Consider the following 21,834-nt stretch of genomic DNA (forward strand, 5'->3'; position numbering starts at 1 on the left):
AACTCAGTAGTGAAACGATGCATCGCCGATGGTAGTGTGGGGTTTCCCCATGTGAGAGTAGGTCATCGTCAAGATTAAATTCCGAAACCCCAATTGCGAAAGCAGTTGGGGTTTTGTTTTGGGCGCTCGAAAAATGCCGGCCATCTCTGTAGCGGCCAACTCGCGAAGATTGTCGACGCTACCCCCGGCTCTCTGAACGCCTCAGCCCCCGACAAATTTGCACAGTTATTTCCGAGCCAGGCCATTAGAATAGCCACCTAACCATTTTTAGAGTCAGAGCCCTATCTATGCCCGAACCGGTTGATGCCCGTCAGGTGTCGGATTTACCACTGGACGACCTGGTGGCGTGCCATGAGTGCGACTTGCTGATGCGCAAACCAACGCTCGCCCTCGGCGAAAAAGCCCAATGCCCACGTTGTGGCTACGAGCTCTACGCTCACCGCCACAATGTGGTCGAGCGAAGCCTCGCCTTAGTGATCGCAGCACTGCTGTTGTACATCCCTGCGAACTTTTTACCCATCATGCAGCTCAATCTACTCGGGCAGTCCTCAGAGGACACCGTCTGGAGCGGCGTCGTCGGCCTGTTCGATACCGGCATGCAAGGCGTTGCTGCTGTGGTGTTCCTTTGCAGCATGGGCATCCCCTTGCTCAAGCTGCTCTGCCAATTGGCAGTGCTGCTCAGCATCCGTTGGAACATCGGGCGCAATTACGGGCTGCTGCTGTACCGCATCTACCACCACATGAAGGATTGGGGGATGTTGGAGGTCTATTTGATGGGCGTGCTGGTGGCAATCGTAAAGCTCGCCGATATGGCCTCTATCACGGTCGGCCTGGGTCTGGTCTGTTTCGTCAGTCTATTAATGGTTCAAGTTCTGCTTGAGGTGGTGATGTCGCCCCACCAGATCTGGCAAGCACTGTCTGGAGAGAATGACCATGCGGGCGATTGATGCGGGCATTCTGATTTGTACCGAATGCCATGAATTGAACAAGCAAGAAGCGGATACCGATGAGCAACTCTGCACCCGTTGCGGTGCGCTGATCCATGCGCGTCGCCCCAATAGCCTCACACGCACCTGGGCATTACTGATCACCGCGGCGATTCTGTATATTCCCGCCAACCTGTTACCCATCATGACCGTCAACTCCCTCGGTCAAGGCGACCCGAGTACCATCATGGCAGGAGTGATCCAGTTGGTGCAGCACGGGATGTTTCCCATCGCCGCTGTGGTCTTTATCGCCAGTATCCTGGTGCCGACGTTCAAGTTGGTAGGCATCGGCCTGTTGCTCTTTTCGGTACAGCGTCACCAACCGCTGTCCGCGCAGCAACGCATTGTGATGTACCGCTTTATCGAATTCATTGGCCGCTGGTCCATGTTGGATATCTTCGTGATCGCCATCCTGGTGGCGGTCGTTAACTTTGGGCGGCTTGCCAGTGTCGAGGCCAATCTCGGCGCTGCAGCGTTTGCCAGTGTGGTGATCTTGACGATGCTTGCCGCAGTAACTTTCGATCCCCGACTGATTTGGGATAACACGGAGTCGGACGACGACCATGAGTGATTTGCCTAAAGCTAAAACCCGCCCGGCCTCCAATTGGTCGGCCATTTGGGTGTTGCCCCTGATTGCTCTGATCATCGGTGGATGGCTGGGGTGGCGTGCCTATTCCCAGCAAGGCATCGAGATCCAGGTTCGCTTCGAGAGTGGCGAAGGCATTCAGGTCAACAAGACCGAAGTGGTCTACAAAGGCATGACCGTGGGCAAGGTCAAGACCCTGGCCCTGGATGACGAGGGCAGCAATCGCGGGGTGATCGCCACCATCGAGATGAACAAGGACGTCGAGCAATATCTCAAGACCAACACCCGCTTCTGGTTGGTCAAGCCCAGCGTCAGCCTCGCTGGCATCACCGGCCTGGAAACCCTGGTATCGGGTAACTACATCGCCGCCAGCCCAGGGGATGGTGAGCCTACACGCAAGTTCAAGGCGCTCTCCGAAGAACCCCCGTTATCCGACGCCAAGCCTGGCTTGCACCTGACCCTGAAGGCTGACCGCCTCGGCTCGCTGAACCGTGGCAGCCCAGTGTTCTACAAGCAGATCCAGGTCGGCCAGGTCAAAAGCTACCTGCTGTCTGAAGACCAGAGCACCGTCGAAATCAAGGTCTACATCGAACCTACCTACGCCAACCTGGTGCGCAAACACACGCGTTTCTGGAACGCCAGCGGCATCAGCATTGACGCCAACCTCTCCGGCGTGAAGGTGCGCAGCGAATCGCTCTCGAGCATTGTCGCCGGTGGTATTGCCTTCGCCACGCCGGAGAATCGCAAAGACAGCCCGCCCACCGACCCGAGCCTGCCTTTCCGTTTATACGAAGATTTTGACGCCGCTGCAGCGGGCATCAAGGTCAAGGTCAAGCTCACCGACTTCGAAGGCCTCCAGGCCGGGCGAACCCCAGTCATGTACAAAGGCATTCAGGTTGGCAGCCTGAAAACCCTGAAGATCGACCCGGACCTGTCCAGTGCCAGCGCTGAGCTGACCCTCGATCCATTGGCCGAGGACTACCTGGTCCAGGACACACAATTCTGGGTGGTCAAACCCTCCATCTCCCTGGCAGGCATCACCGGCCTGGAGGCATTGGTCAAAGGCAACTACATCGCGATCCGCCCGGGTGACAAAGGCACGCCGCCACAACGTGAGTACGTGGCCCGTGCCAAGGCGCCGCCTTTGGACCTGCGTTCCCCTGGCCTGCATATGGTACTGCTCACCGACAGCCTGGGTTCGCTGGATGTGGGCAGCCCGATTCTGTACAAACAGGTCAAAGTAGGTTCGGTTCAGAGCTACCAGTTTTCACGCAAGAAAAAACAACTAGTGATCGGTGTTCATATCGAGAAAGAATATGAAAGCCTGGTCAACGGCTCGACGCGTTTCTGGAATGCCAGCGGTGTCACCCTCACCGGCGGATTGACCGGCGGTATTCAGGTCAAAAGTGAATCCCTGGCCAGCCTGATGTCTGGCGGCATCGCCTTCGAAACGCCGGAACCGAATGTACCGTTGAAACGACGCATCCCGCGCTTCCGCTTGTTTGCAGACCGTGAGGCTGCCAACCGGCATGGCACTCTGGTGACCATTAAAGTTGACCGCGCCGACGGCCTGAGCCCTGGCACACCGGTGCGTTTCAAAGGCCTGGACGTGGGCAAGATCGAGAGTGTCGACCTCAGTGCCGACATGCAGTCGGTGCTGCTCAAGGCGCGAATCACCCAAGTGGCGGACCGCATCGCTCGTACGGGCAGCCAGTTCTGGGTGATCAAGCCTGAACTGGGGCTGATGAAGACTGCCAATTTGGAAACCCTCGTCACCGGCCAATATATCGAAGTGCTACCGGCCGCGAAGAACGCAGGCCCGCAGAAGAATTTTGTTGCCCTGGCCCAGCCACCCGAGGCTGTCCATCAGGAAGCGGGCCTGAGCCTCACACTCAGCGCCGCACGCCGTGGTTCGCTGAAGGAAGGCGTGCCGGTCACTTACCGAGAAGTCACGGTGGGTAAAGTCACCGGCTATGAATTGGGTCAAACCGCCGACCGCGTGCTGGTGCACATCCTGATCGAGCCCAAATACGCGCCGCTGGTGCGCAGTGGCAGCCGCTTCTGGAATACCAGTGGCTTCGGGCTCGACTTCGGCCTGTTCAAGGGTGCCACGGTGCGCACCGAGTCGCTGGAGACTCTGGTGGCTGGCGGTATCGCCTTTGCCACGCCTGATGGCGAGCGCATGGGTAACCCGGCACGGCCGCAGCAGACCTTCCCTCTATTCGACAAGTTTGAGGACGAGTGGCTGACTTGGGCGCCTAAGATTCCACTGGGCAAGTAGACCGAGGCGCGGTCTTCGCGAGCAAGCCCGCTCCCACATTCGACCGCATTCCTACCGGATAAACGCGGGCAACTGCGGGAGGGGGCTTGCCCCCGATGAGGCCCTTCAAATCACTTCAACGCTCACAAAAAAGGCCGCGATCCATAAGATCGCGGCCTTTTTGCATTTCAACGCAGCACGTCAGACTTCATCCAACTCCGGCTCGTCCGCCTGCACATTCACCGTCGCCTTCACCACATCATGGCGACGGATATACTTCCAGTCCGCCTCGTCGATGTAGATGCCGTTCGGCCCGCTACCGCCTTCCAGGTCGATCGCCACCTGGGCGGACACCTGCGGCTTCACACTCGCCAGGATGGGCACGAAGCCCAGTTGCAGGCTGGTTTCCAGCAATGCGGCCTGGTTCTTTTCATCGATGTCCGCCGCTTCGTCCAGGTAGTACGGCAAACGCACACGACCGGCCTGGTCACGGTCCATCAGGTGCAACAACAAGTACATGTTGGTCAGCGCCTTGATGGTCATGGTGGTGCCGTTGGACGCAGCGCCATCGATGTCGGTATGGATCACCGGCTGGCCGTGTACCTTGGTGATCTCGAACGCCAGCTCGAACAAGTCCTTGAGGCCCAGTTGGTTATGGTTGGCGGCCACCAGGCGGGCCAGGTATTCCTTGGCCTCTTCGTTCTTGTTGTCCTGCTCGGCGCTCTGGCTGAGGTCGAACACCGAGAGCGTCTCGCCTTCTTCATACTGACCGGCACTGTGGATGATCTGGTCGATATGCTTGAGGGCTTCCTTGTTCGGTGCCAGCACGATGCGGAAGCTTTGCAGGTTGGAGACCTGGCGTTTGTTGATCTCGCGGTTGAACAACGCCAGCTGGTGTTCCAGGCTGTCGTAGTCGCTGCGGATGTTGCGCAAAGTACGGGCGATATCGGTGACTGCCGCACGGCGTGCCTTGCCGAGTGTCAGCGCCTCATCGGTACGGTGTGCATAGGCGTTGATCAGCAGTTGCAGGCGACGCTCGACATCATCCTCACTGTCGAACTTGGCCACACCCTTGAGGCGCACCTGGGCGTACAGCGCCTCGATCTGGCCATCGGCGCGCAGCAGGCCCTGCCAGCTGTCCTGATAGTCATTGAGCAGCGGCAGCAGGTTGTCCATGGAATCGTCGACCGGGTCCATGAACGGCGTGCCGAACGGCAGGTCCGCCGGCAACAGCTGACGACGACGCAGCGCGTCATCCAGCGTACGTTGCTTGGCTTCCATATCGCCAATCTGACGGCCGACCAGTTGCAGCTTGGCCGACAGTTGCTGCACGCGCTCGGTAAAGGCATCACTGGAACGCTTCAACTCGTCCTGGGCGGCTTCCATCTGCGCCAGGTTTTCCAGTTTCTCGCCTTCTTCGGCGCTCAGGGTCTGGGTGCGACGGAAGTCTTCCAAGGCTTTCTGGGCGTCCAGCACCTGTTGGTACAGCGCTTCGGTCTGGGTCTTGCTCGCCGCCCGGTCGGAAGCCACGGCTTGCTGGGTTTTCAGTTGCTTGAGTTCTTTTTCCAGGCGTTCTTTCTGGTCACGCAACGCGGCGCGATCGGCCAGGGCCTGCAATGCTGGTGGCTCGATGTGCGAGATGTCGATGGACAGTCCCGGCACTTCAAAGCGCTCGCCCTTGAAGCCATCGAGGATCTGCTCCAGGGATTTGACCCACTGGCCGTCCTCGTCCAGGGTGATGCCATGTTCACCCAGTGGCAGGCTGAACAGCGAACTGTTGAACAGGCGCATCAGGCGCTCGACATCCTGCTGCGAAAACTCTTCGCGCAGTTTGGCGTAGCTGTTGTTGTCCGCGTGATCGAGCTGCTGCTTGACTGACTTCAAGCGTTTTTCCAGATCGCGCAGACGCTCTTCCAAGTCCTCGGCGCTGAACTGCCGCGACTGCGCCAGAGCGCCCGCCAGTTCATCGTGAGCATCCTTGGCGGCAAGCAATTGCTGCTCCAGCACCTTGACGTCATCCACCAGCGCAAAGCGGTGCTTGAGCACCGACAACTCGCCCAGCCAACGTTGGATGCCGCTGATTTCCCGCTCCAGGCGCATCAGCTCCTGGGTGCCGCCGCGCTGGTCGTTTTGCAGCGCGTCCTGCTCGTTGCGGTAGTGCTCGGCCTGGATGGTCAGCTCTTCCTTACGCGCACTGGCGTAGTCCGACCAGGTGCCCAGCAACGAATCCAGCAGCGGTGACAGGCGATGCAGTTTGCCGCGCAAGGCATCGCGTTGTTTCACGCCATTGGCCAGCGCCTCGACCAACGGCCCGGCAGCCACCAGCGAGTTGTAGTCCTGCTCCATGCGTCGCACATCGCGGAAGGCTTCTTCGCACGCAGCGATGTAATCGACGCTGCCGGAACGCAGGCTGTGTTCGAAGGCATCGAGGAATAGCTGCTTGAGCTTGGCCGCAGTGATCTCGCGCATGTGCAGCAGGTTGATAAACAGCGCCCGGAAGGTCTTCAAGCTCTGTTCGCTGGTAGAACGCAGCGGAATCAGGGTCAGGTCCAGCGGGATCGACGTATGGCCGCCCACCAGCAAGCGCCGCAGTTCATCAGGCTTGAGTTCGTAGGCTTTGAGGCCCTCGCGCTCAAGGTTGGTGAACAGCTCTTTCTGACGCAGGCAGGTGTCGTTTTTCTGATAATGGGCCAGGTCCAGCTTGCCGGCATAGGCAAAGAACTGGTGACCAAAACCGCCGCCCGGGCCGCGCCCGACCACGCCGATCACGTGGGGGCCGTGAGGCAGGGAGACTTCCACCAGGATGTAGCTGGTGTCAGTGGCAAAGTAGAAACGCCGCGATTGTTCCAGGGTGTACTTGCCGAAACTCATGTCCGACATGCGCGCCAGGATCGGGAACTGCAAGGCGTTGATCGAGGCGGATTTGCCCAGGTTGTTGGCGCCATACACCGACAGCGGCTCTTCCAGCGGGAACAAGCCCAGGCTGTAGCCAGCGGTGTTCAATAGGGCGAAGCGGCGGATGCCGTAGCGTTCCTTACTCATGCGTCGGTCTCCTGTTCTTCGGCAATGGCACGGGCCAGGGCATCTTCTTCGCTTTCTTCATTGAAACCGCTCAGGTCCAGCGGGTCATCGGTCTTCAGCAGTTTTTCATCGCTGTCTTCGTCAATGATCACCGGCGCCGGCAGCGGCAATACGCTGTGCACGCTGGCGGCCAGGTCGCGGTCCTGTTGCACGGAGAGGCACACATCGAGGAAACGGTGCATCGGCGGCAGGAAGCGGTAGATGCCGTTGTCTTCGCTGGCAAAACCCAGTTGGGTCATGCGGCGCATGATTTTTTCTTCGAGCTCTTCCTGGGTCTGCACTTCGGCCTGGATAAACAGGTCGCGGTATTTCTCCAGCAGCGAAGGCAGTTCATCGCGGCCCAGGCTGCCACCGTCGAGTACGGCAACCGGGTCGCGGCCCTGGTCGGCCAGATGTTCGACGATGATGAAGGTAAACAAGGCCAGGCGCTGGGCGGTCTTGTTCACTTGCGCTGCGGCCACGGCAGTGTCCGGCACGAAGTAGTAGAAACCGCGGGTATCGCACACCAACTCAAAGCCCAGGGCCTTGAACAGTGTGCGGTACTGGTCCTGGAAGTTCGACAGTTGCGCGTACAGCTCCGGGTCGCGGCGGCTGACGTGGTAACCCTTGAACAGCTCGCGAAAGATCGGCGCCAGCTGGGACAGTTCGGATAGATCAAGATGCATAAGGGGTGCTCGCAGAATTCTCGGCGGCATCAGAGCCGGCCGGGAGCAGGGCGAAGGAGCGCAGGCTGACCTGGTGCTCGTGGGTGTTGTAGTCGCGACGTTCCAGGCGCTCGCGTTTGAAGCGTTTTTCCCGCGAGAGGCGTGAGAACCAGTACAGCAATTCGTCGGTGGCGCCGTCCGGTTCCTGCTCCAGCAGCCAGGTCATCAAGTCGGGCATTGGCAGCGCGTCTTCGCAGCGCTCGAGCATTTCCTTGACCGTCCGCGGTGCGCGCTGGGCTTCGCCCTTGTGGGATTTGTGCGCCTTGGGGAAACGTGCCGGTTTGGGCTCGAAGTTCGCCAGGGCATACACATAAGCCTCGACCTGGCTGGCACTGCCGAGGAAGGTGCTTTGTGGCCGGGTGAACATTGGCATTGCGGCCTGTGGCACCGCGTCCAGGCCTTTACGGCGAATTGCCGACAGGGCCAGCGCCGCGCCACGGGTCACAGCATTATGCCGGCGTGCTTCTTCACGCAGCGGCAACAGCAACTCCCGCGCATGACGCAAGGTCAGTTGGGCGCTGGTCTGCATTTCGAGGATGCGCGCGTGGGTGCGCAGCAGCATATCGTCGTCCACCAGGTGGCCGAGACGCTGCTGCTCGGTGAGCATGCGCAGCAGCACGTTCTCGACCTTGCGCACGCCTTGCTCGAACGCGCCGTCGGCGTTCACCAGCTGGATCATCGGTTCGACATACTCGTCCCACGTCGCCAAGACCTCGGCGTAACGCTGGCGCAACGGGATCTGGCGGTCGCTGGTCTTGGCGCGGTCGGCAACGGCGGCGAGGGCCTGTTCGTCGTTGGCGAGTTTTTTCAGCACGTCGCGCACGCGCATGTCCAGCAGGCGCAGTTGCCGGGCCAGGTCATGGCCGTCACGGATGTCGAAGGCGTCCTGGATATAACCGGCCAGGCGCTCGAGATGGCGCAGGTAGGCTTCGATTTCCAGGCACAGGCCAAGCCGGTGCTCCTTGCGAAGATAGGCGAGGAAGTCGTGGATCTGCGCGTTGAGCTCGAAACGGTTCGGGCTCTTGGCCACAGGCACCAGGATATCCAGGCGAATCCACACGTCCAGCAGGCTGGTGATGTCCTGGGGCGTGCTGTCCAGTTGTTGGGCGGCCAACTGTGCGCGCAGCTCGCCCAGGCTCAGGGTGCCTTGGTCGAAGTGTTCGCACAGAGGCTCAAGTAAGGCCCAGTGTTCGGCGAGGGCGCGCAGGACGCGCTTGGGTTCGATCATGGGAATGGCCGGCTGGTTGGCGATTAAAAGTCGCGATTGTACTGCATCAGGCGCGGGATTTATCCACAGCCGGTCAGTGCACAGTGGGCGATTGTTACCGAACAGCGGTAGAATCCCCGCTCTTTACTTATCCACAAGTGGCCGAGCTGTGCTTATCGAGTCCCGACGTCGCGCTTACTTGACCGCCATGCAGGTGGTCAACTGGCTGCCCCGCACCGAACTGCCGTTTGCCGCGCCGTCGCGGCCGGAGTTGTTGCAGGCGCCTGAGCCCTATGAGGCGTTCGAGTCTTCGGGAGAAGAGGCGGCCGCGCCCGTGGTGGTGGTCAAACCCACTCCCGAAACGCGCCCGGCGGTCGAGCGGGCCAAGATCGACGTGCCACGCCCTTCGCCGGTGACCAAGGCGGCCAAGGTGGTCGAAGAAGCTGCGGTGGTGGTCAAGGCGCCGGTGGTACCGCCGCCACGCTTTGCCCTGCAATTGCTGCGGGCCGGGCGTTGTCTGTTGCTGGTGGAACTGCCCACTGGCGAGCGTTTCCAGTCCCGCGACCCAGCCTACCTGCTGCTCAAGGACATGCTGCGCGCCGCCGGCCTGCCCGACAGCCCGCAGATCATCGGTGAGCCGGTGCGCTGGCCTTTGCTGGTGCGCGGCACCATGGACCAGGGCCCAGAGGCTGCACGGGATTTTGTCCAGGGGTTTGTCTCGGCGCGTCTGGAAGATGAACCCTGCGTGTGCCTGTGGCTGATCGGCCTGCCCGCCGTGCGGTTTGCCGGCGAAGCCAATGCCGAGGCCTGGTACCGCGAGCTGCAGGTCGACAGCCTGGGCTCGGTGTGGGCCCTGCCGGGCCTGGAATTATTAATGGAAGAGCCACAGCGTAAGGCTGATGTCTGGCAAGCCATGCGCCGGCTGATGGCGCGCTGGAAAACAACTGATGAGTGAGGCTTTATCCTTCCGCCCGATGACCGAGGCCGACCTCGACGCCGTGCTGAAAATCGAATACGCGGCGTTCAGCCACCCCTGGACCCGTGGGATCTTTCTCGACGGGCTGGGCAAGTACCAGATCTGGCTGATGTTCGAGGGCGAGCAGCAGGTGGGCCACGGGGTGGTACAGATCATTCTCGATGAAGCGCATTTGCTGAATATCACCGTCAAACCGGAAAACCAGGGCCGCGGATTGGGCCTGGCGTTGCTGGAGCACCTGATGTCCCGCGCGTATGCGGCCAATGCCCGGGAGTGTTTCCTGGAAGTGCGTGACAGCAATAGCGGGGCGTTCCGGCTGTATGAGCGCTATGGCTTCAATGAAATTGGCCGGCGTCGGGACTATTACCCGGCGGTTGGTGGTCGCGAAGATGCAGTCGTGATGGCCTGCACGCTGGTCGACTAATTACACATCCAGATGTGGGAGGGGGCTTGCTCCCGATAGCGGTGGGTCAGTGACTTACTTAAGTGCCTGACACACCGCCATCGGGAGCAAGCCCCCTCCCACATGTTGAACCGCGTTTTTTCAGCGGTTACGGTCTACAGGGTCAATATCGGCCAGTTCGGCCTCATCCAGGCCATTGCCGCCGCCAATCTCATCCTCGTCCACAATGCTGAGGTCGAAGTCGGCAGGTTTGTCTTCCCCGGCCTCTCGCGCATCCCGTGCGCCATCCTCATGGATCAGCGTCTCCGGGCTCATATCGTCATCAGTCGATTCATGATCAGCGGTCGAAGCCCCGGTCATCCCGGCTTCGCGCACCCGTTCGTCGGGCAGCAGGTGCTCGCGTTCGCGGCGCGGTATTTCATCGCCGATTTCCGCCGTGGGTTCTTCTTCGTCAAAATCCAGCTCGCGCATCGAGCCCATGCGGTCTTCGTTGTCATCAATGGGTTCGGGCTGCGTAGCACCGTAGGGACGTCGTGAATCAGTCATGGCCAATCCTCATACTGTGGGGCTTATAGTGTGTGGACAGGCTGGGCTCCCCAAAGATTCAAGCTAATTTGCGCGTGGCGTGACCTGGACGATGGGTTGTCAGTCACAAAACTGCGCATCATTCCTGAGGCTTTCCCTGATGAACGAACTACAAGACCTGCTTGATAACAACGAACGCTGGGCGGATGCGATCAAACAGGAAGATCCCGAATTCTTCGCCAAGCTCGCCCGCCAGCAGACCCCGGAGTACCTGTGGATCGGCTGTTCCGATGCCCGTGTACCCGCCAATGAGATCGTCGGCATGCTGCCCGGCGATCTGTTCGTGCACCGCAATGTGGCCAATGTGGTGCTGCACACCGACCTCAATTGCCTGTCGGTGATCCAGTACGCGGTGGACGTGCTCAAGGTCAAACACATCCTCGTCACCGGCCACTACGGCTGTGGCGGCGTGCGTGCGTCGATGCAGGACCGCCAGTTCGGCCTGATCGACGGCTGGCTGCGCACTATCCGCGATCTCTACTACGAGAACCGCGACCTGCTGGCCCAATTGCCCACTGAAGAAGAACGCGTCGATCGCCTGTGCGAACTCAACGTGATCCAGCAGGTGGCCAACGTAGGCCATACCAGCATTGTGCAGAACGCCTGGCACCGCGGGCAGAGCCTGTCGATCCACGGCTGCATCTATGGCATCAAGGATGGCCGCTGGAAGAGCTTGAACACCACCATCAGTGGCTTCGAGCAATTGCCGCCGCAGTACCGCCTGCGTCCGTTGGGTGAAGCCTAAGGCCGCTTGTGCTCGCGCCACCACGCCATGAAGGCCTGGCCTTCGGCGTTCAGTGGTTCCTTGCTGCCGGTGATCCAACCCCGGCAGTTCAGCTCGCCGCACTGGCAAGCGAACTGCCGGGCCAGCGCGTCTTCGGTCGTGGCGTAATCGAGCGTCAGCAGGCTGCCGGCGGGGATGGCTTGTACCGTCCATAGCTCCAGATATGTAGCGTCCAAGAACACGTTCGGGTTGCACGAGTGCTGTAACAGGCCGCAGAACCAACCATCGTACAAGTGGATGCGCGGAGACAGCTGCAGCGTGTGCGGGCGTCGCTCGCTGACGGCATAGCCAGATACCTGCGCAATGCGCACGCGGTTGTCAAAAGCGATCCGCGCTATGACTCCGGTCGTCATCCCATGCGCGTCTTGCTGGACCTGGAAGTGCTCGGTCGAAGGGTAACCCTGTTCCACGAGTAGCGTCTTGAAGGGATAGAGGCAGGCACTCACCGCGGTCTTAGCCTTATCCATGGCTTGAGTTTTCATCACTCTCCTGAGTTGGGCTGCATGGACCTGCGGGTTGTCTGACTGCGAGCCTTGCAGCAAATGGGCGCGGCCCAAGAGTCGCCGAAGTCGGAGCCTATATCTACTGTCAAACTTGACAGTAGAGACGGTTTATTCGTGTCAAAGCACAGGCGGCAGAGCAGTGGGGGCGGGCGGGGCACTTCTCAGCTGTTTCAACTGCGCCTTGATGGGCGGGGTGGCGCATTTGGCGTTAGCCTGCTCCGGGGGCAGGTTGCGCACCGAGGTGTAGAACAACGCACAGGTCTGCTCTTTACGCGTGACCTGCCAGGTGTTCAGGCAGGCCTTGAGCAATACATTGGCGTCGCTGGCGGGTTTCTGGCCCATACCGGCTTGCCAGCAGGCCGCGCTCAAATCCTGCCCCATCACTTTCAACCCGGCCTCGTCGGCTTTTTGCTCATCGCCGTCATAGCTTGCCGGGTCAGCCGCGTACCAGATGTAGCTGGGGTGGTTGGCGCCCAGCACTGACACGGTTCTGCCCGCGGCCGGGCTTATCTGCGCCAGTTCCAGCACGCCCACGCTCTGGCCGTATTGTTGCTTGATCCAACTGCGTACCGGCGCGCCGAACGCCATCATCGGCAGTGAACCGTTGGCATGCAGGCTCAGTTCCTTGACCATGCGGGTCTGGTAGTCAGTGAAGTAGCTATAGACGGTTTGCAGGTCTTTCCCTGCATTGGACGGCGCGGCGATGGGCGCGATATCGATGATGGTTTGATACGCCGGTGTTTCGCTGGCTGGTATGCCGTTGTCGGTGAGCAACGCTGCCCAACGGTCGGTGGTGGCTGACTCCAGGTAGTCCTGGGCCTGGGTGAGCGAGTAATCCGGTGGAAAGTGCAGCAATTCGACGCTCTTGCGGTTCTCCAGTGCCATGCCCAGCGGCAGGAACAGGTACCAGTTATACGCCCACTTGCCGTCGCTGTTGAGCTGGCTGGCGCCCTGGTAAGCCAGGTCGGCGGTGTTGAGCAAGGTGATCAACGATTGGCCGTAGGTGTCCGGTACGCCACTGAAGGTCGCCGCGACCTGGCCGTCGCGGGTCTTAACACTGACCTTGGCCCGGCTGTAACCATCACGCTGCAGGCTCTGGTTCAGGTAATGCTCGGCGGTTTGCTCCAGCGTCCATGGGCGAAAACAGATCACGTTGCAGTTATTGGGAAACGCGAACAACTGGGTGACACGCTGCGTGCTGCCCAATGGCACTTCGATGTCGGCCTGTACGACCGCACTCGCCAGCAGTGCGGCCAGGGTGAAGGACAGCCTGGTCGGTTTAAACATAGTTGGTTCCTTGTCAGCGAAGCCCGTCTGCGCGGGATAAAAGCCCACCTGCACACAGTAGCGGCTGGCCAGGAAAACCGCGTGTTAAATCGCCAGGCATGTCGTTATTGGATAAGCCTCCTACAGGTTGAACTGCAAGGCGTTGCTCAGATCGCCCATGGGCTTCTGGCCGCGGGAAATCATCGCGTCATCGCGCTGCTTGAGGCCGTCCAGGGTCTCCAACTGGAACACCCGGGTGATCAACCGCAGGATCGATGCGGTGTCGTACACCGTATGGTCAACGGTGCCTTTGCGTGCGAACGGCGACACCACCAGGGCCGGGATCCGCGTGCCCGGGCCCCAGCGATCGCCTTTGGGCGGTGCAACGTGGTCCCACCAACCGCCGTTTTCATCGACGGTGACCACCACCACCATGTTTTTCCACTGCGGGCTTTCTTGCAGCACCTTCAAGGCGCGGGCGATATGGCGGTCGCCCGAGGCCACATCGGCGTAACCGGCGTGCATGTTCAGGTTGCCCTGAGGTTTGTAGAAACTCACCGCAGGCAGCTTGCCGGCCTGGGCGTCGGCGAAAAACTTGTTGGTGGTCGACTCATCGCCCAGGCCGCCATCGCGCAGGCGCTTATCACGCTCCACACGGTTTTGCGGCCCTTGCTGCTTGAAGTAGTTGAACGGCTGGTGGTGGTACTGGAAGTTCGGAATCTTGGGGATACCGCCGGAGTCCTTGAACTGCTCCAGGGTGGCTTGCCACGCGCCGGCGTACCAGGCCCAGTCGATGTTCTTTTTCGACAGCTTGTCGCCAATATGTTCGTGGGTTTGCGGCACCAGTACGTTGGGCAGGTCCGGTTTGGAATAATCCGGGTTTTCTGGGTCGCGAATCCAGGTGGGCCAATAAGGTGGGGCCAGGGTGTTCACGCCGTAACCATCCGGCGTCAGCGCGCTAGGCCCGAACTGCGGCGGGCCGGTCATGGCGCTGGCCGGCGACTTGTCCAAAGGCTTGAGGCGTGTGTCGGTGGGGTCATCGCTTTGCAGCGTGGCGATCTGCGCCTTGGCCACCGACTGCGCGGCATTGGGATAAAACGGCGCCGTGGCGCTGATCAAGTAATGGTGATTAAGGAACGAACCACCAAATGCGCCCTGGAAAAAGTTATCGCAGAGCACAAACTCGTTGGCCACGTCCCACAGGCGCAGGGAATAACGGCTCTGGGCGTAATGGCCCATCACCAGGCCACCGGAGTCACCCCAGGCGACAAACCCATCGTTCTTGCCGCCGTTGATCTGCATCTGGTTCTGGTAAAACACGTGCCACAGGTCGCGGGTCACCAGGCTCAGCGGCAGGTCTTCGGCATTTGGGCCCTTGAGTGCGAACGGTGCGTTGGGCAGGTTCTGCTGGAATTGCACCTCGCTGGGGTAGGTCACCCCATCCACGGTTTGCGGGCCGACCTGCAACACACCGCCCCAGGTCGGAGGCAGGCTGGTCATTACGCTGCCGTCGCGGTCGCGCTGCTGGGCGTCAGTGGCGGTTAAGGCTGACAGGGGTTTCTCCAACCCGGGGAAATCGGCGAACAGATTATTGAAGCTGCGGTTCTCGGCATAGATCACCACCACGGTCTTCACCTGGTCGTGCAACGCCTTGTCCAGTTCCTGCGGCGTGAGCGGCCGCGCCACCGGTGGGCTCGGTGCTTCGCTGGTATTGCCGCAGGCACTCAAGGTCGCACCGACCCCCAACACCGCCGCCCCGCCGAGGAAGCGCCGGCGGCTGGTGTCTACCGGCGGTTGGATGGCGGAATCGGGGGCGGGGCGGTCTTCGTGCTCGTCACTCATTGCGGAGGAGTCCTTGGCGAGATGTTGCAAGATATTTCGCAGGACGGTAGCAATGGAATGTGACGGAACGAAGACAGGCCTGAGGGCGCTACAAAACAAACTGTGGGAGCGGGCTTGCTCGCGAATGCGGTGGATCAGTTAATGAATCCGTTGACTGACAGTCCGCATTCGCGAGCAAGCCCGCTCCCACACTGACCGCGTTATGGCATAACCGGCGGCAAATAAGCCAACGTCGTCCCCAACGCCCACAACAAAAACAACACCAGCGGCGTGTGCACCAGCAACTGCACAAACGAGAACCCGATCAAATCCCGTGCCTTCAACCCCAACACGCCCAGCAGCGGCAGCATATAGAACGGGTTGATCAGGTTCGGCAGCGCCTCGGCCGCGTTGTAGATCTGCACCGCCCAGCCCAGGTGGTATTGCAGGTCATTGGCCACTTGCATCACGTAGGGCGCTTCGATGATCCACTTGCCGCCACCCGATGGGATGAAGAAACCCAGCACCGCCGAGTACACACCCATCAGCAGCGCGTAAGTGTCGTGGGAAGCGATGGAGGTGAAGAACGTCGAGATATGGTGCGCCAGGGTCTGGCCGTCGCCGCCCTTGACCACGGTCATCAACGCCGCAATCGAGCCGTACAGCGGGAACTGGATCAGCACGCCGGTGGTGGTCGGCACGGCACGGGCCACCGCATCGAGGAAGCTGCGCGGGCGCCAGTGCAGCAGGGCGCCGACCATGATGAACAGGAAGTTATAGGTGTTGAGCCCCGAAATGGCGCTGATCGCCGGCTTGGTCGAGAACTCATGGAACAGCCAGCCGGCCGCCAGCAATGCCAGCAAAATCGTCAGTAACGGGCTGTGTTCCAGCCATTCACCTGGGCGCGCCGGTGGTTGCGGCTTGGGCAGGTTGAAGGCCGGGTCGACGCCACAGGCCTTGGCATCACGGGCGCTGTTGGGGCCGGGCGCGGTGGCGTAGGCGATGATCAGCGACACCACGATCAGCGCCAGCAACAGTACGCCGGATTGCCACAGGAAGATGGTCTCGGTGAATGGGATCATCCCGGTGATCGACAGGATCGACGGCGGCAAGCTGGCCGGGTTGGCCTGCAACTGCGCGGCCGACGACGACAGCCCCAGCGCCCAGACGGCACCCAGGCCCAGGTACGCCGCAGCGCCGGCGGCGCGGTAGTCCATGCGTAGATCCGTGCGGCGGGCCAGCGCCCGCACCAGCAAACCGCCGAACACCAGGGACAGGCCCCAGTTAAGCAACGAAGCCACCATGGAGATCAACGCGACCCAGGCCACCGCCGAGCGGCCATTCTTGGGGATGCGTGCCAGGCGGTCGATCAACTTCACCGCGGGCGGGGAGCTGGCGACCACATAACCACCGATCACCACAAAAGCCATCTGCATGGTGAACGGGATCAGGCTCCAGAACCCGTCGCCAAACGCCTTGGCCGCTTCGGCCGGCGCGGCGCCCATGCCCAGGGTCGCCACGGCGACGATGATCACGGCGAGGGCGGCGAACACCCAGGAGTCCGGAAACCAGCGCTCTGCAAAGTTGGAGCAACGCAGCGCAAACCGGGCATAGCGGCTGTCTTCGATAGCATCGGCCATGAAGCTTTCCTCTTGTATTTATTATGGGTTTTGGCAGTTTTACGGGATATTCCTCTACACCCATTGATTTGGGAATCCAGTTATCTTCAACGATCGATGAGTAAAACAAATATATCCGTCGCGATTGCCATCACTGGGCTCAGCTCATAACCTGCACGCCATTTTGTTTGCCTGCCGAGCCTGCACATGACTGCCACCTTTTCCCCACGGGCGCAGCGTTTTTCCCGCTCCGACTACAAAACCCTGGGCCTGGCCGCTCTCGGTGGAGCCCTGGAAATCTACGACTTCATTATCTTCGTGTTCTTTGCGCTGACCCTCAGCCAACTGTTCTTCCCCCCGGAAATGCCCGAGTGGCTGCGCCTGCTGCAAAGCTTCGGCATCTTCGTCACCGGCTACCTCGCCCGCCCGCTGGGCGGCATCCTGATGGCGCACTTTGCCGACCACCTGGGACGCAAGCGCGTGTTCAGCCTGAGCATCCTGATGATGGCCTTGCCATGCTTGCTGATCGGCATCATGCCGACCTATGCGCAAATCGGCTATTTCGCTCCGCTGATCCTGCTGGCACTGCGCGTGCTTCAAGGCGCAGCGGTGGGCGGCGAAGTGCCCAGCGCCTGGACCTTCGTCGCCGAGCACGCGCCGCGCCACCACCGCGGCTACGCCTTGGGTTTCCTGCAAGCCGGCCTGACCTTTGGCTACCTGCTGGGCGCACTGACCGCCACCTTGCTGGCGCAAGTCTTCACCCCCGCCGAAATCCTCGACTACGCCTGGCGTTTCCCTTTCTTGCTCGGCGGCGTATTCGGCGTGATCGGCGTCTGGCTGCGCCGCTGGCTCAGCGAAACCCCAGTGTTCCTCGAAATGCAGGCGCGCCGCCAGGCGGCAGCCGAAATGCCGCTGCGCACCGTGCTACGCGACCATCGCGCCGTGCTGCTGCCGGCAATGATCCTCACCTGCGTGCTCACCTCGGCCGTCGTGGTACTGGTGGTCATCACCCCGACCATGATGCAGAAAACCTTCGGCATGAGCCCCAGCCACACCTTCGCCCTGAGCGCGTTGGGCATCGTCTTCCTGAATATCGGCTGCGTCCTTGCCGGCCTGCTGGTGGATCGCATCGGCGCCTGGCGCGCGGTGTTGGTGTACAGCCTGCTGCTGCCGCTGGGGATTTTCATTCTGTATGCCAGCCTGATCAGTGGCGGCGTGTGGCTGGGCGCGGCATACGCTGTAGCGGGTTTGAGCTGCGGCGTGGTGGGCGCGGTACCGTCGGTGATGGTCGGGCTGTTCCCGGCGCAGGTGCGGGTGTCGGGGATTTCCTTTACCTACAACATCGCCTATGCGCTGTGGGCGAGTACCACACCGTTGCTGTTGATCGCGCTGATGCCGACCAGCCCGTGGATCTGCGTGGGGTATTGCGTGGTGATGGGCGCGGTAGGGGTGGCGAGTGTGGCGTTGTTTGGCAAACGCCACACTTTGGCCGCCTGAAGATCAGGTCAAGAAGTGCCAGAGCACCAAGGTGCCCGCCAGCCCGACCACCGAGACAATCGTCTCATGGGCAATTTGGTGCGCTTGAAAGTAACGACGCACTGGCGCGCGGATGACAATTTTGCAAACCATGCCAATGGATCTGGCCTATAGCTCTATGATCCGCCCCATCCCAACCCACGAGGACATTTCATGAGCGCAGGACACAGCCACGCCCAAGTACGCGCCGGCCACGAACGCAAGTTATGGATCGCCCTGGGGCTGACCGGCAGCTTCATGATTGCCGAAGTTATCGGCGCCTTTGTCACCGGCAGCCTGGCGCTGTTGTCCGACGCCGCGCACATGATGACTGACGCCCTGGCGCTGGCGATTTCCCTGGTGGCGATCCAGGTCGCCAAGCGCCCGGCGGATCGCAAGCGCACTTTCGGCTATGCGCGGTTCGAGATTCTCGCGGCAGCCTTCAACGCGCTGCTGCTGTTCGCCGTGGCGTTCTACATTTTGTACGAGGCTTACCAGCGGCTGCAGGCGCCCGCCGAGATCCAGTCCACCGGCATGCTGGTGATTGCGCTGCTGGGGTTGATCGTCAACCTGATTTCCATGCGCCTGCTCAGCGCGGCCAGTGGCGAGAGCCTCAACGTCAAGGGTGCTTACCTGGAAGTCTGGAGTGACATGCTCGGCTCTGTCGGCGTGATCATCGCGGCGGTGGTGATCATGTTCACCGGCTGGGGTTTGATCGATTCCGTGGTTGCGGCCGCCATCGGGTTCTGGGTACTGCCGCGCACTTGGACGCTGCTCAAGGCCAGCATGAACATACTGCTGCAAGGTGTGCCGGAGAGTGTTGATATCGAGCAGGTGGAGCAGGGCATCCGCAGTGTGCCCGGGGTGAAGGACGTGCACGACCTGCACATCTGGGCCCTCACCAGCGGCAAGAACGTGCTGAGTACGCATTTGGTCGCGGATGCGTCCCAAGGCAGCGAGCAACAAATCCTCAGTCGAGTGACGGAATTGCTGCACGAACAATTCGATATTTCCCACGCCACGATCCAGGTCGAAGGCGAAGGTTTCCAGCATGACGACCACGACGAGGTGCATGCCTGAGCCTGGCTAACGGATTTGTAATCTTCCACCCACGGCCCTGATAAGTACCGAAAGCTACATTGCCCCCGCTGGGAAACCTCAGCGACTTCATGGGCGTGGAACTCTCGTTATGGCAATTTCCGTTAGAACACTGTTGAGCGCGGCGGCGTTGTGGGTAGCCGCAAACGCCGCCCAGGCACAACCCCTTACCCTCGATGCAGCGTTGCAAGCCGCCTTCGCCAACAACCCGGGTCTGGCGGCCGCGCAATGGGAAATCGACATCGCCCAAGGCGGTCGCCAGCAGGCCGGTTTGATTCCCAACCCGGTGGCCTCCTGGGACGCCGAAGACACCCGCCGCAACAGCCGCACCACCAGCATCAAACTCAGCCAGACCCTGGAACTGGGTGGCAAACGCGGTGCGCGCATCGAGGTCGCTACCCGCGCCCAGGACGCCGCCGCATTGACCCTGGAGCAGCGCCGCAACGTCCTGCGTGCCGAGGTGATCGACAGCTATTACGGCGCCCTGCGCGCCCAGGAGCGCCTCGACCTGGCGCAACGCTCAATGGCCTTGGCCGAACGCGGCCTGGTGGTCGCCAACGGGCGTGTCACCGCTGGCAAGTCATCACCGGTGGAAGCCACCCGCGCCCAGGTGCAGGTGTCGGAAATCCGCCTGGAGTTGAATCGCGCACACATTGGCCAGGCCGATGCCTACCGCCGCCTGGCCGCCAGCACCGGCAGCGCCGCCACCGACTTCCAGGCGGTCGCCACGCAAAACACCTCCGTACCCGCGTTACCCGCCGCCGCGCAATTGCTGGCGCGTCTTGAGCAGACCGCCGAGCTACGCCTGGCCGAACTGAATATCGTGCAAAACGAAGCCAGCGTGGGCCTGGAAAAAGCCCAGCGCATTCCGGACCTGGATGTGTCCATCGGCAGCCAGTACGACGCCAGCGTGCGCGAGCGAGTCAACCTGGTGGGTGTGTCGATGCCGATCCCGTTATTCAACCGCAACCAGGGCAACATCCTGGCCGCCAGCCGGCGCACCGACCAGGCCCGCGATCTGCGCAACGCTGCCGAGCTGCGCCTGCGCACCGAAACCCGCCAGGCCCTGGACCTGTGGCAAACGGCGAATACCGAAGTGCGCGCGTTCAACCAGCAGATCCTGCCCGCCGCACAAAGTGCGGTCGACAGCGCCACCCGTGGTTTCGAGATGGGCAAGTTCAACTTCCTCGATGTGCTCGACGCCCAGCGCACGTTGATCGCGGCCCGCACCCAGTACCTCACGGCGACCGCCCAGGCCACCGACGCCTGGGTACGCATCGAACGAATTTACGGCGACCTCGCCCGGCTTTGATTTTTCCTGGAGTCTCCTGATGAATAAAAAACATGGCATGGCGTTCGCCGTCGCCTTGGGCCTGATGCTGTCCGGCTTCGCCCACGCCGACGAAGAAGAAGGCCACCTCGAACTCACTGAGCAACAGATCCAGGCCGCCGGCATCCAACTGGCCCAGGCTCAACCGCGTTCGATCAGCACCGTGCTGACGCTGCCGGGCGAGGTGCGCTTCGATGAAGACCGCACCTCTCATATCGTGCCCCGCGCCGCAGGTGTGGTGGAGGCGGTGAAAGTCAATCTTGGCCAGTCGGTGAAGAAGGGTGAGCTATTGGCGGTGATCGCCAGCCAGCAGATTTCGGACCAGCGCAGTGAGCTGGCGGCCAGCGAGCGCCGGGTCGAGCTGGCGCGCACCACCTTCCAGCGCGAGCGCCAGTTGTGGCAGGACAAAATCTCCGCCGAGCAGGATTACCTGCTGGCGCGGCAAACCCTGCAAGAAGCCGAAATCGCCTTGAACAATGCCCGGCAAAAGATGACCGCCCTCAGCGGCAGCGCGGTGTTGGCCGGTGGCAATCGCTATGAGCTGCGTGCGCCGTTCGCCGGGGTGGTGGTGGAAAAACACTTGGGCGTGGGCGAGGTGGTCAGTGAAACCAGCAACGCGTTCACGCTCTCGGACTTGTCCCAGGTGTGGGTCACCTTCGGCGTATTTCCCAAGGACTTGAACAAGGTTCGCGTGGGCAAACCGGTGAAAGTCAGCTCGACGGAAATGGGCACCGAAGTGCTGGGCACCGTGGCGTATGTCGGCAACTTGCTCGGTGAGCAGACGCGCACCGCCACCGTCCGCGTGACGGTACCCAACCCCGACGACGCCTGGCGCCCAGGCTTGTTCGTGGCCGTACAAGTGGCCACCGATACCTACCAGGCCAAGGTCACCGTGCCGCAAGCCGCGATCCAGACCGTCGAGGACAAACCCTCGGTGTTCGTGCGCACCGCAGACGGTTTTGTCACTCGCCATCTTGAACTGGGTGTCAGTGAAAACGGCTACGTCGAAGTGCGCAAAGGCCTGGAGGCCGGCGCGCAGGTGGCGACAGTTGGCAGCTTCATCCTCAAGTCCGAACTGGGCAAAGGCTCGGCCGAACACGCCCATTGATC

Annotated in this window: 18 protein-coding genes; 10 read left to right on the forward strand and 8 right to left on the reverse strand. The window is 61.2% G+C overall.

Annotated features, from left to right (window positions below; translation table 11 throughout):
• Positions 1–287 precede the first annotated feature (287 nt).
• From FRT59_RS00005 to FRT59_RS00015, 3 genes are read left to right on the forward strand one after another with little or no spacing between them, the layout of a single operon-like run.
• Positions 288–947, forward strand: a complete 660-nt coding sequence (locus FRT59_RS00005) for a paraquat-inducible protein A (protein WP_153870102.1) — start codon at positions 288–290, stop codon at positions 945–947.
• Positions 934–1,557, forward strand: a complete 624-nt coding sequence (locus FRT59_RS00010; RefSeq protein WP_032878056.1) for a paraquat-inducible protein A — start codon at positions 934–936, stop codon at positions 1,555–1,557. The genes FRT59_RS00005 and FRT59_RS00010 overlap by 14 nt, the downstream gene beginning before the upstream one ends.
• Positions 1,550–3,853, forward strand: a complete 2,304-nt coding sequence (locus tag FRT59_RS00015) for a PqiB family protein (RefSeq protein WP_153870103.1) — start codon at positions 1,550–1,552, stop codon at positions 3,851–3,853. The genes FRT59_RS00010 and FRT59_RS00015 overlap by 8 nt, the downstream gene beginning before the upstream one ends.
• 180 nt (positions 3,854–4,033) lie before the next feature.
• On the opposite strand, the gene mksF is transcribed toward FRT59_RS00015, so the two are convergent.
• The 3 genes from mksF to mksB are packed head-to-tail and all read right to left on the reverse strand — an operon-like array spanning position 4,034 to position 8,845.
• Positions 4,034–6,874, reverse strand: a complete 2,841-nt coding sequence (mksF, locus tag FRT59_RS00020; RefSeq protein WP_034117937.1) for an Mks condensin complex protein MksF — start codon at positions 6,872–6,874, stop codon at positions 4,034–4,036.
• Complete coding sequence (gene mksE / locus FRT59_RS00025) at positions 6,871–7,578, reverse strand: Mks condensin complex protein MksE (protein WP_034117938.1); 708 nt, start codon at positions 7,576–7,578, stop codon at positions 6,871–6,873. Before mksE ends, mksF begins: the two co-directional genes overlap by 4 nt.
• Positions 7,568–8,845 (reverse strand): Mks condensin complex protein MksB, encoded by a 1,278-nt coding sequence (mksB, locus tag FRT59_RS00030; protein WP_153870104.1) that lies wholly within the window; start codon positions 8,843–8,845, stop codon positions 7,568–7,570. Before mksB ends, mksE begins: the two co-directional genes overlap by 11 nt.
• Before the next feature lie 187 nt (positions 8,846–9,032).
• Between mksB and FRT59_RS00035 the strand changes: the two genes are divergently transcribed.
• Positions 9,033–9,779, forward strand: coding sequence for a hypothetical protein (locus tag FRT59_RS00035; protein WP_052224540.1), 747 nt, complete (start codon positions 9,033–9,035; stop codon positions 9,777–9,779).
• The gene (rimI, locus tag FRT59_RS00040; protein ID WP_034117941.1) at positions 9,772–10,224 is read left to right on the forward strand and encodes a ribosomal protein S18-alanine N-acetyltransferase; all 453 of its coding nucleotides are present in this window, start codon (positions 9,772–9,774) and stop codon (positions 10,222–10,224) included. Before FRT59_RS00035 ends, rimI begins: the two co-directional genes overlap by 8 nt.
• 120 nt (positions 10,225–10,344) lie before the next feature.
• Here rimI and FRT59_RS00045 read toward each other — a convergent pair whose 3' ends face one another.
• Positions 10,345–10,749 (reverse strand): serine kinase/phosphatase, encoded by a 405-nt coding sequence (locus tag FRT59_RS00045; protein ID WP_153870105.1) that lies wholly within the window; start codon positions 10,747–10,749, stop codon positions 10,345–10,347.
• Between the two features lie 139 nt (positions 10,750–10,888).
• Between FRT59_RS00045 and can the strand changes: the two genes are divergently transcribed.
• Positions 10,889–11,533: a carbonate dehydratase gene (gene can, locus FRT59_RS00050; RefSeq protein ID WP_010213394.1), complete on the forward strand. Its 645-nt coding sequence runs from the start codon at positions 10,889–10,891 to the stop codon at positions 11,531–11,533.
• On the opposite strand, the gene FRT59_RS00055 is transcribed toward can, so the two are convergent.
• From FRT59_RS00055 to FRT59_RS00070, 4 genes are all read right to left on the reverse strand, one after another.
• Positions 11,530–12,054: an SET domain-containing protein gene (locus FRT59_RS00055; RefSeq protein ID WP_153870106.1), complete on the reverse strand. Its 525-nt coding sequence runs from the start codon at positions 12,052–12,054 to the stop codon at positions 11,530–11,532. The two genes, can and FRT59_RS00055, sit on opposite strands and share 4 nt — an antisense overlap.
• 138 nt (positions 12,055–12,192) lie before the next feature.
• On the reverse strand, positions 12,193–13,362 hold the full coding sequence (locus tag FRT59_RS00060) for a hypothetical protein (RefSeq protein WP_153870107.1): 1,170 nt from the start codon (positions 13,360–13,362) through the stop codon (positions 12,193–12,195).
• A gap of 120 nt (positions 13,363–13,482) precedes the next feature.
• Positions 13,483–15,183 carry an acid phosphatase gene (locus FRT59_RS00065; protein WP_153870108.1) on the reverse strand — a complete coding sequence of 567 codons (1,701 nt, stop codon included), beginning with the start codon at positions 15,181–15,183 and terminating at the stop codon, positions 13,483–13,485.
• Between the two features lie 200 nt (positions 15,184–15,383).
• Complete coding sequence (locus tag FRT59_RS00070; RefSeq protein ID WP_034117946.1) at positions 15,384–16,802, reverse strand: short-chain fatty acid transporter; 1,419 nt, start codon at positions 16,800–16,802, stop codon at positions 15,384–15,386.
• Positions 16,803–16,988: 186 nt separating this feature from the next.
• On the opposite strand from FRT59_RS00070, the gene FRT59_RS00075 reads away from it, so the two are divergent.
• The 4 genes from FRT59_RS00075 to FRT59_RS00090 all read left to right on the forward strand — a co-directional run bounded on the left by FRT59_RS00075 (position 16,989) and on the right by FRT59_RS00090 (position 21,832).
• Positions 16,989–18,278 (forward strand): MFS transporter, encoded by a 1,290-nt coding sequence (locus FRT59_RS00075; RefSeq protein WP_034117947.1) that lies wholly within the window; start codon positions 16,989–16,991, stop codon positions 18,276–18,278.
• Positions 18,279–18,470: 192 nt separating this feature from the next.
• Positions 18,471–19,376 (forward strand): cation diffusion facilitator family transporter, encoded by a 906-nt coding sequence (locus FRT59_RS00080; protein ID WP_153870109.1) that lies wholly within the window; start codon positions 18,471–18,473, stop codon positions 19,374–19,376.
• Positions 19,377–19,485: 109 nt separating this feature from the next.
• The gene (locus FRT59_RS00085) at positions 19,486–20,706 is read left to right on the forward strand and encodes a TolC family protein (protein WP_153870110.1); all 1,221 of its coding nucleotides are present in this window, start codon (positions 19,486–19,488) and stop codon (positions 20,704–20,706) included.
• A gap of 19 nt (positions 20,707–20,725) precedes the next feature.
• Positions 20,726–21,832 (forward strand): efflux RND transporter periplasmic adaptor subunit, encoded by a 1,107-nt coding sequence (locus FRT59_RS00090; protein ID WP_034117950.1) that lies wholly within the window; start codon positions 20,726–20,728, stop codon positions 21,830–21,832.
• The last annotated feature ends 2 nt before the right edge of the window (positions 21,833–21,834 follow it).

The sequence above is a fragment of the Pseudomonas haemolytica genome, assembly GCF_009659625.1.
Taxonomy (GTDB): domain Bacteria; phylum Pseudomonadota; class Gammaproteobacteria; order Pseudomonadales; family Pseudomonadaceae; genus Aquipseudomonas; species Aquipseudomonas haemolytica.

Bases quoted from the DNA above. Each gene is read 5' to 3' on its own strand.
- FRT59_RS00005 (WP_153870102.1), top strand. From the start codon at position 288: ATGCCCGAACCGGTTGATGCCCGTCAGGTGTCGGATTTACCACTGGAC.
- FRT59_RS00010 (WP_032878056.1), top strand. From the start codon at position 934: ATGCGGGCGATTGATGCGGGCATTCTGATTTGTACCGAATGCCATGAA.
- FRT59_RS00015 (WP_153870103.1), top strand. From the start codon at position 1,550: ATGAGTGATTTGCCTAAAGCTAAAACCCGCCCGGCCTCCAATTGGTCG.
- mksF (WP_034117937.1), bottom strand. From the start codon at position 6,874: ATGAGTAAGGAACGCTACGGCATCCGCCGCTTCGCCCTATTGAACACC.
- mksE (WP_034117938.1), bottom strand. From the start codon at position 7,578: ATGCATCTTGATCTATCCGAACTGTCCCAGCTGGCGCCGATCTTTCGC.
- mksB (WP_153870104.1), bottom strand. From the start codon at position 8,845: ATGATCGAACCCAAGCGCGTCCTGCGCGCCCTCGCCGAACACTGGGCC.
- FRT59_RS00035 (WP_052224540.1), top strand. From the start codon at position 9,033: ATGCAGGTGGTCAACTGGCTGCCCCGCACCGAACTGCCGTTTGCCGCG.
- rimI (WP_034117941.1), top strand. From the start codon at position 9,772: ATGAGTGAGGCTTTATCCTTCCGCCCGATGACCGAGGCCGACCTCGAC.
- FRT59_RS00045 (WP_153870105.1), bottom strand. From the start codon at position 10,749: ATGACTGATTCACGACGTCCCTACGGTGCTACGCAGCCCGAACCCATT.
- can (WP_010213394.1), top strand. From the start codon at position 10,889: ATGAACGAACTACAAGACCTGCTTGATAACAACGAACGCTGGGCGGAT.
- FRT59_RS00055 (WP_153870106.1), bottom strand. From the start codon at position 12,054: ATGAAAACTCAAGCCATGGATAAGGCTAAGACCGCGGTGAGTGCCTGC.
- FRT59_RS00060 (WP_153870107.1), bottom strand. From the start codon at position 13,362: ATGTTTAAACCGACCAGGCTGTCCTTCACCCTGGCCGCACTGCTGGCG.
- FRT59_RS00065 (WP_153870108.1), bottom strand. From the start codon at position 15,183: ATGAGTGACGAGCACGAAGACCGCCCCGCCCCCGATTCCGCCATCCAA.
- FRT59_RS00070 (WP_034117946.1), bottom strand. From the start codon at position 16,802: ATGGCCGATGCTATCGAAGACAGCCGCTATGCCCGGTTTGCGCTGCGT.
- FRT59_RS00075 (WP_034117947.1), top strand. From the start codon at position 16,989: ATGACTGCCACCTTTTCCCCACGGGCGCAGCGTTTTTCCCGCTCCGAC.
- FRT59_RS00080 (WP_153870109.1), top strand. From the start codon at position 18,471: ATGAGCGCAGGACACAGCCACGCCCAAGTACGCGCCGGCCACGAACGC.
- FRT59_RS00085 (WP_153870110.1), top strand. From the start codon at position 19,486: ATGGCAATTTCCGTTAGAACACTGTTGAGCGCGGCGGCGTTGTGGGTA.
- FRT59_RS00090 (WP_034117950.1), top strand. From the start codon at position 20,726: ATGAATAAAAAACATGGCATGGCGTTCGCCGTCGCCTTGGGCCTGATG.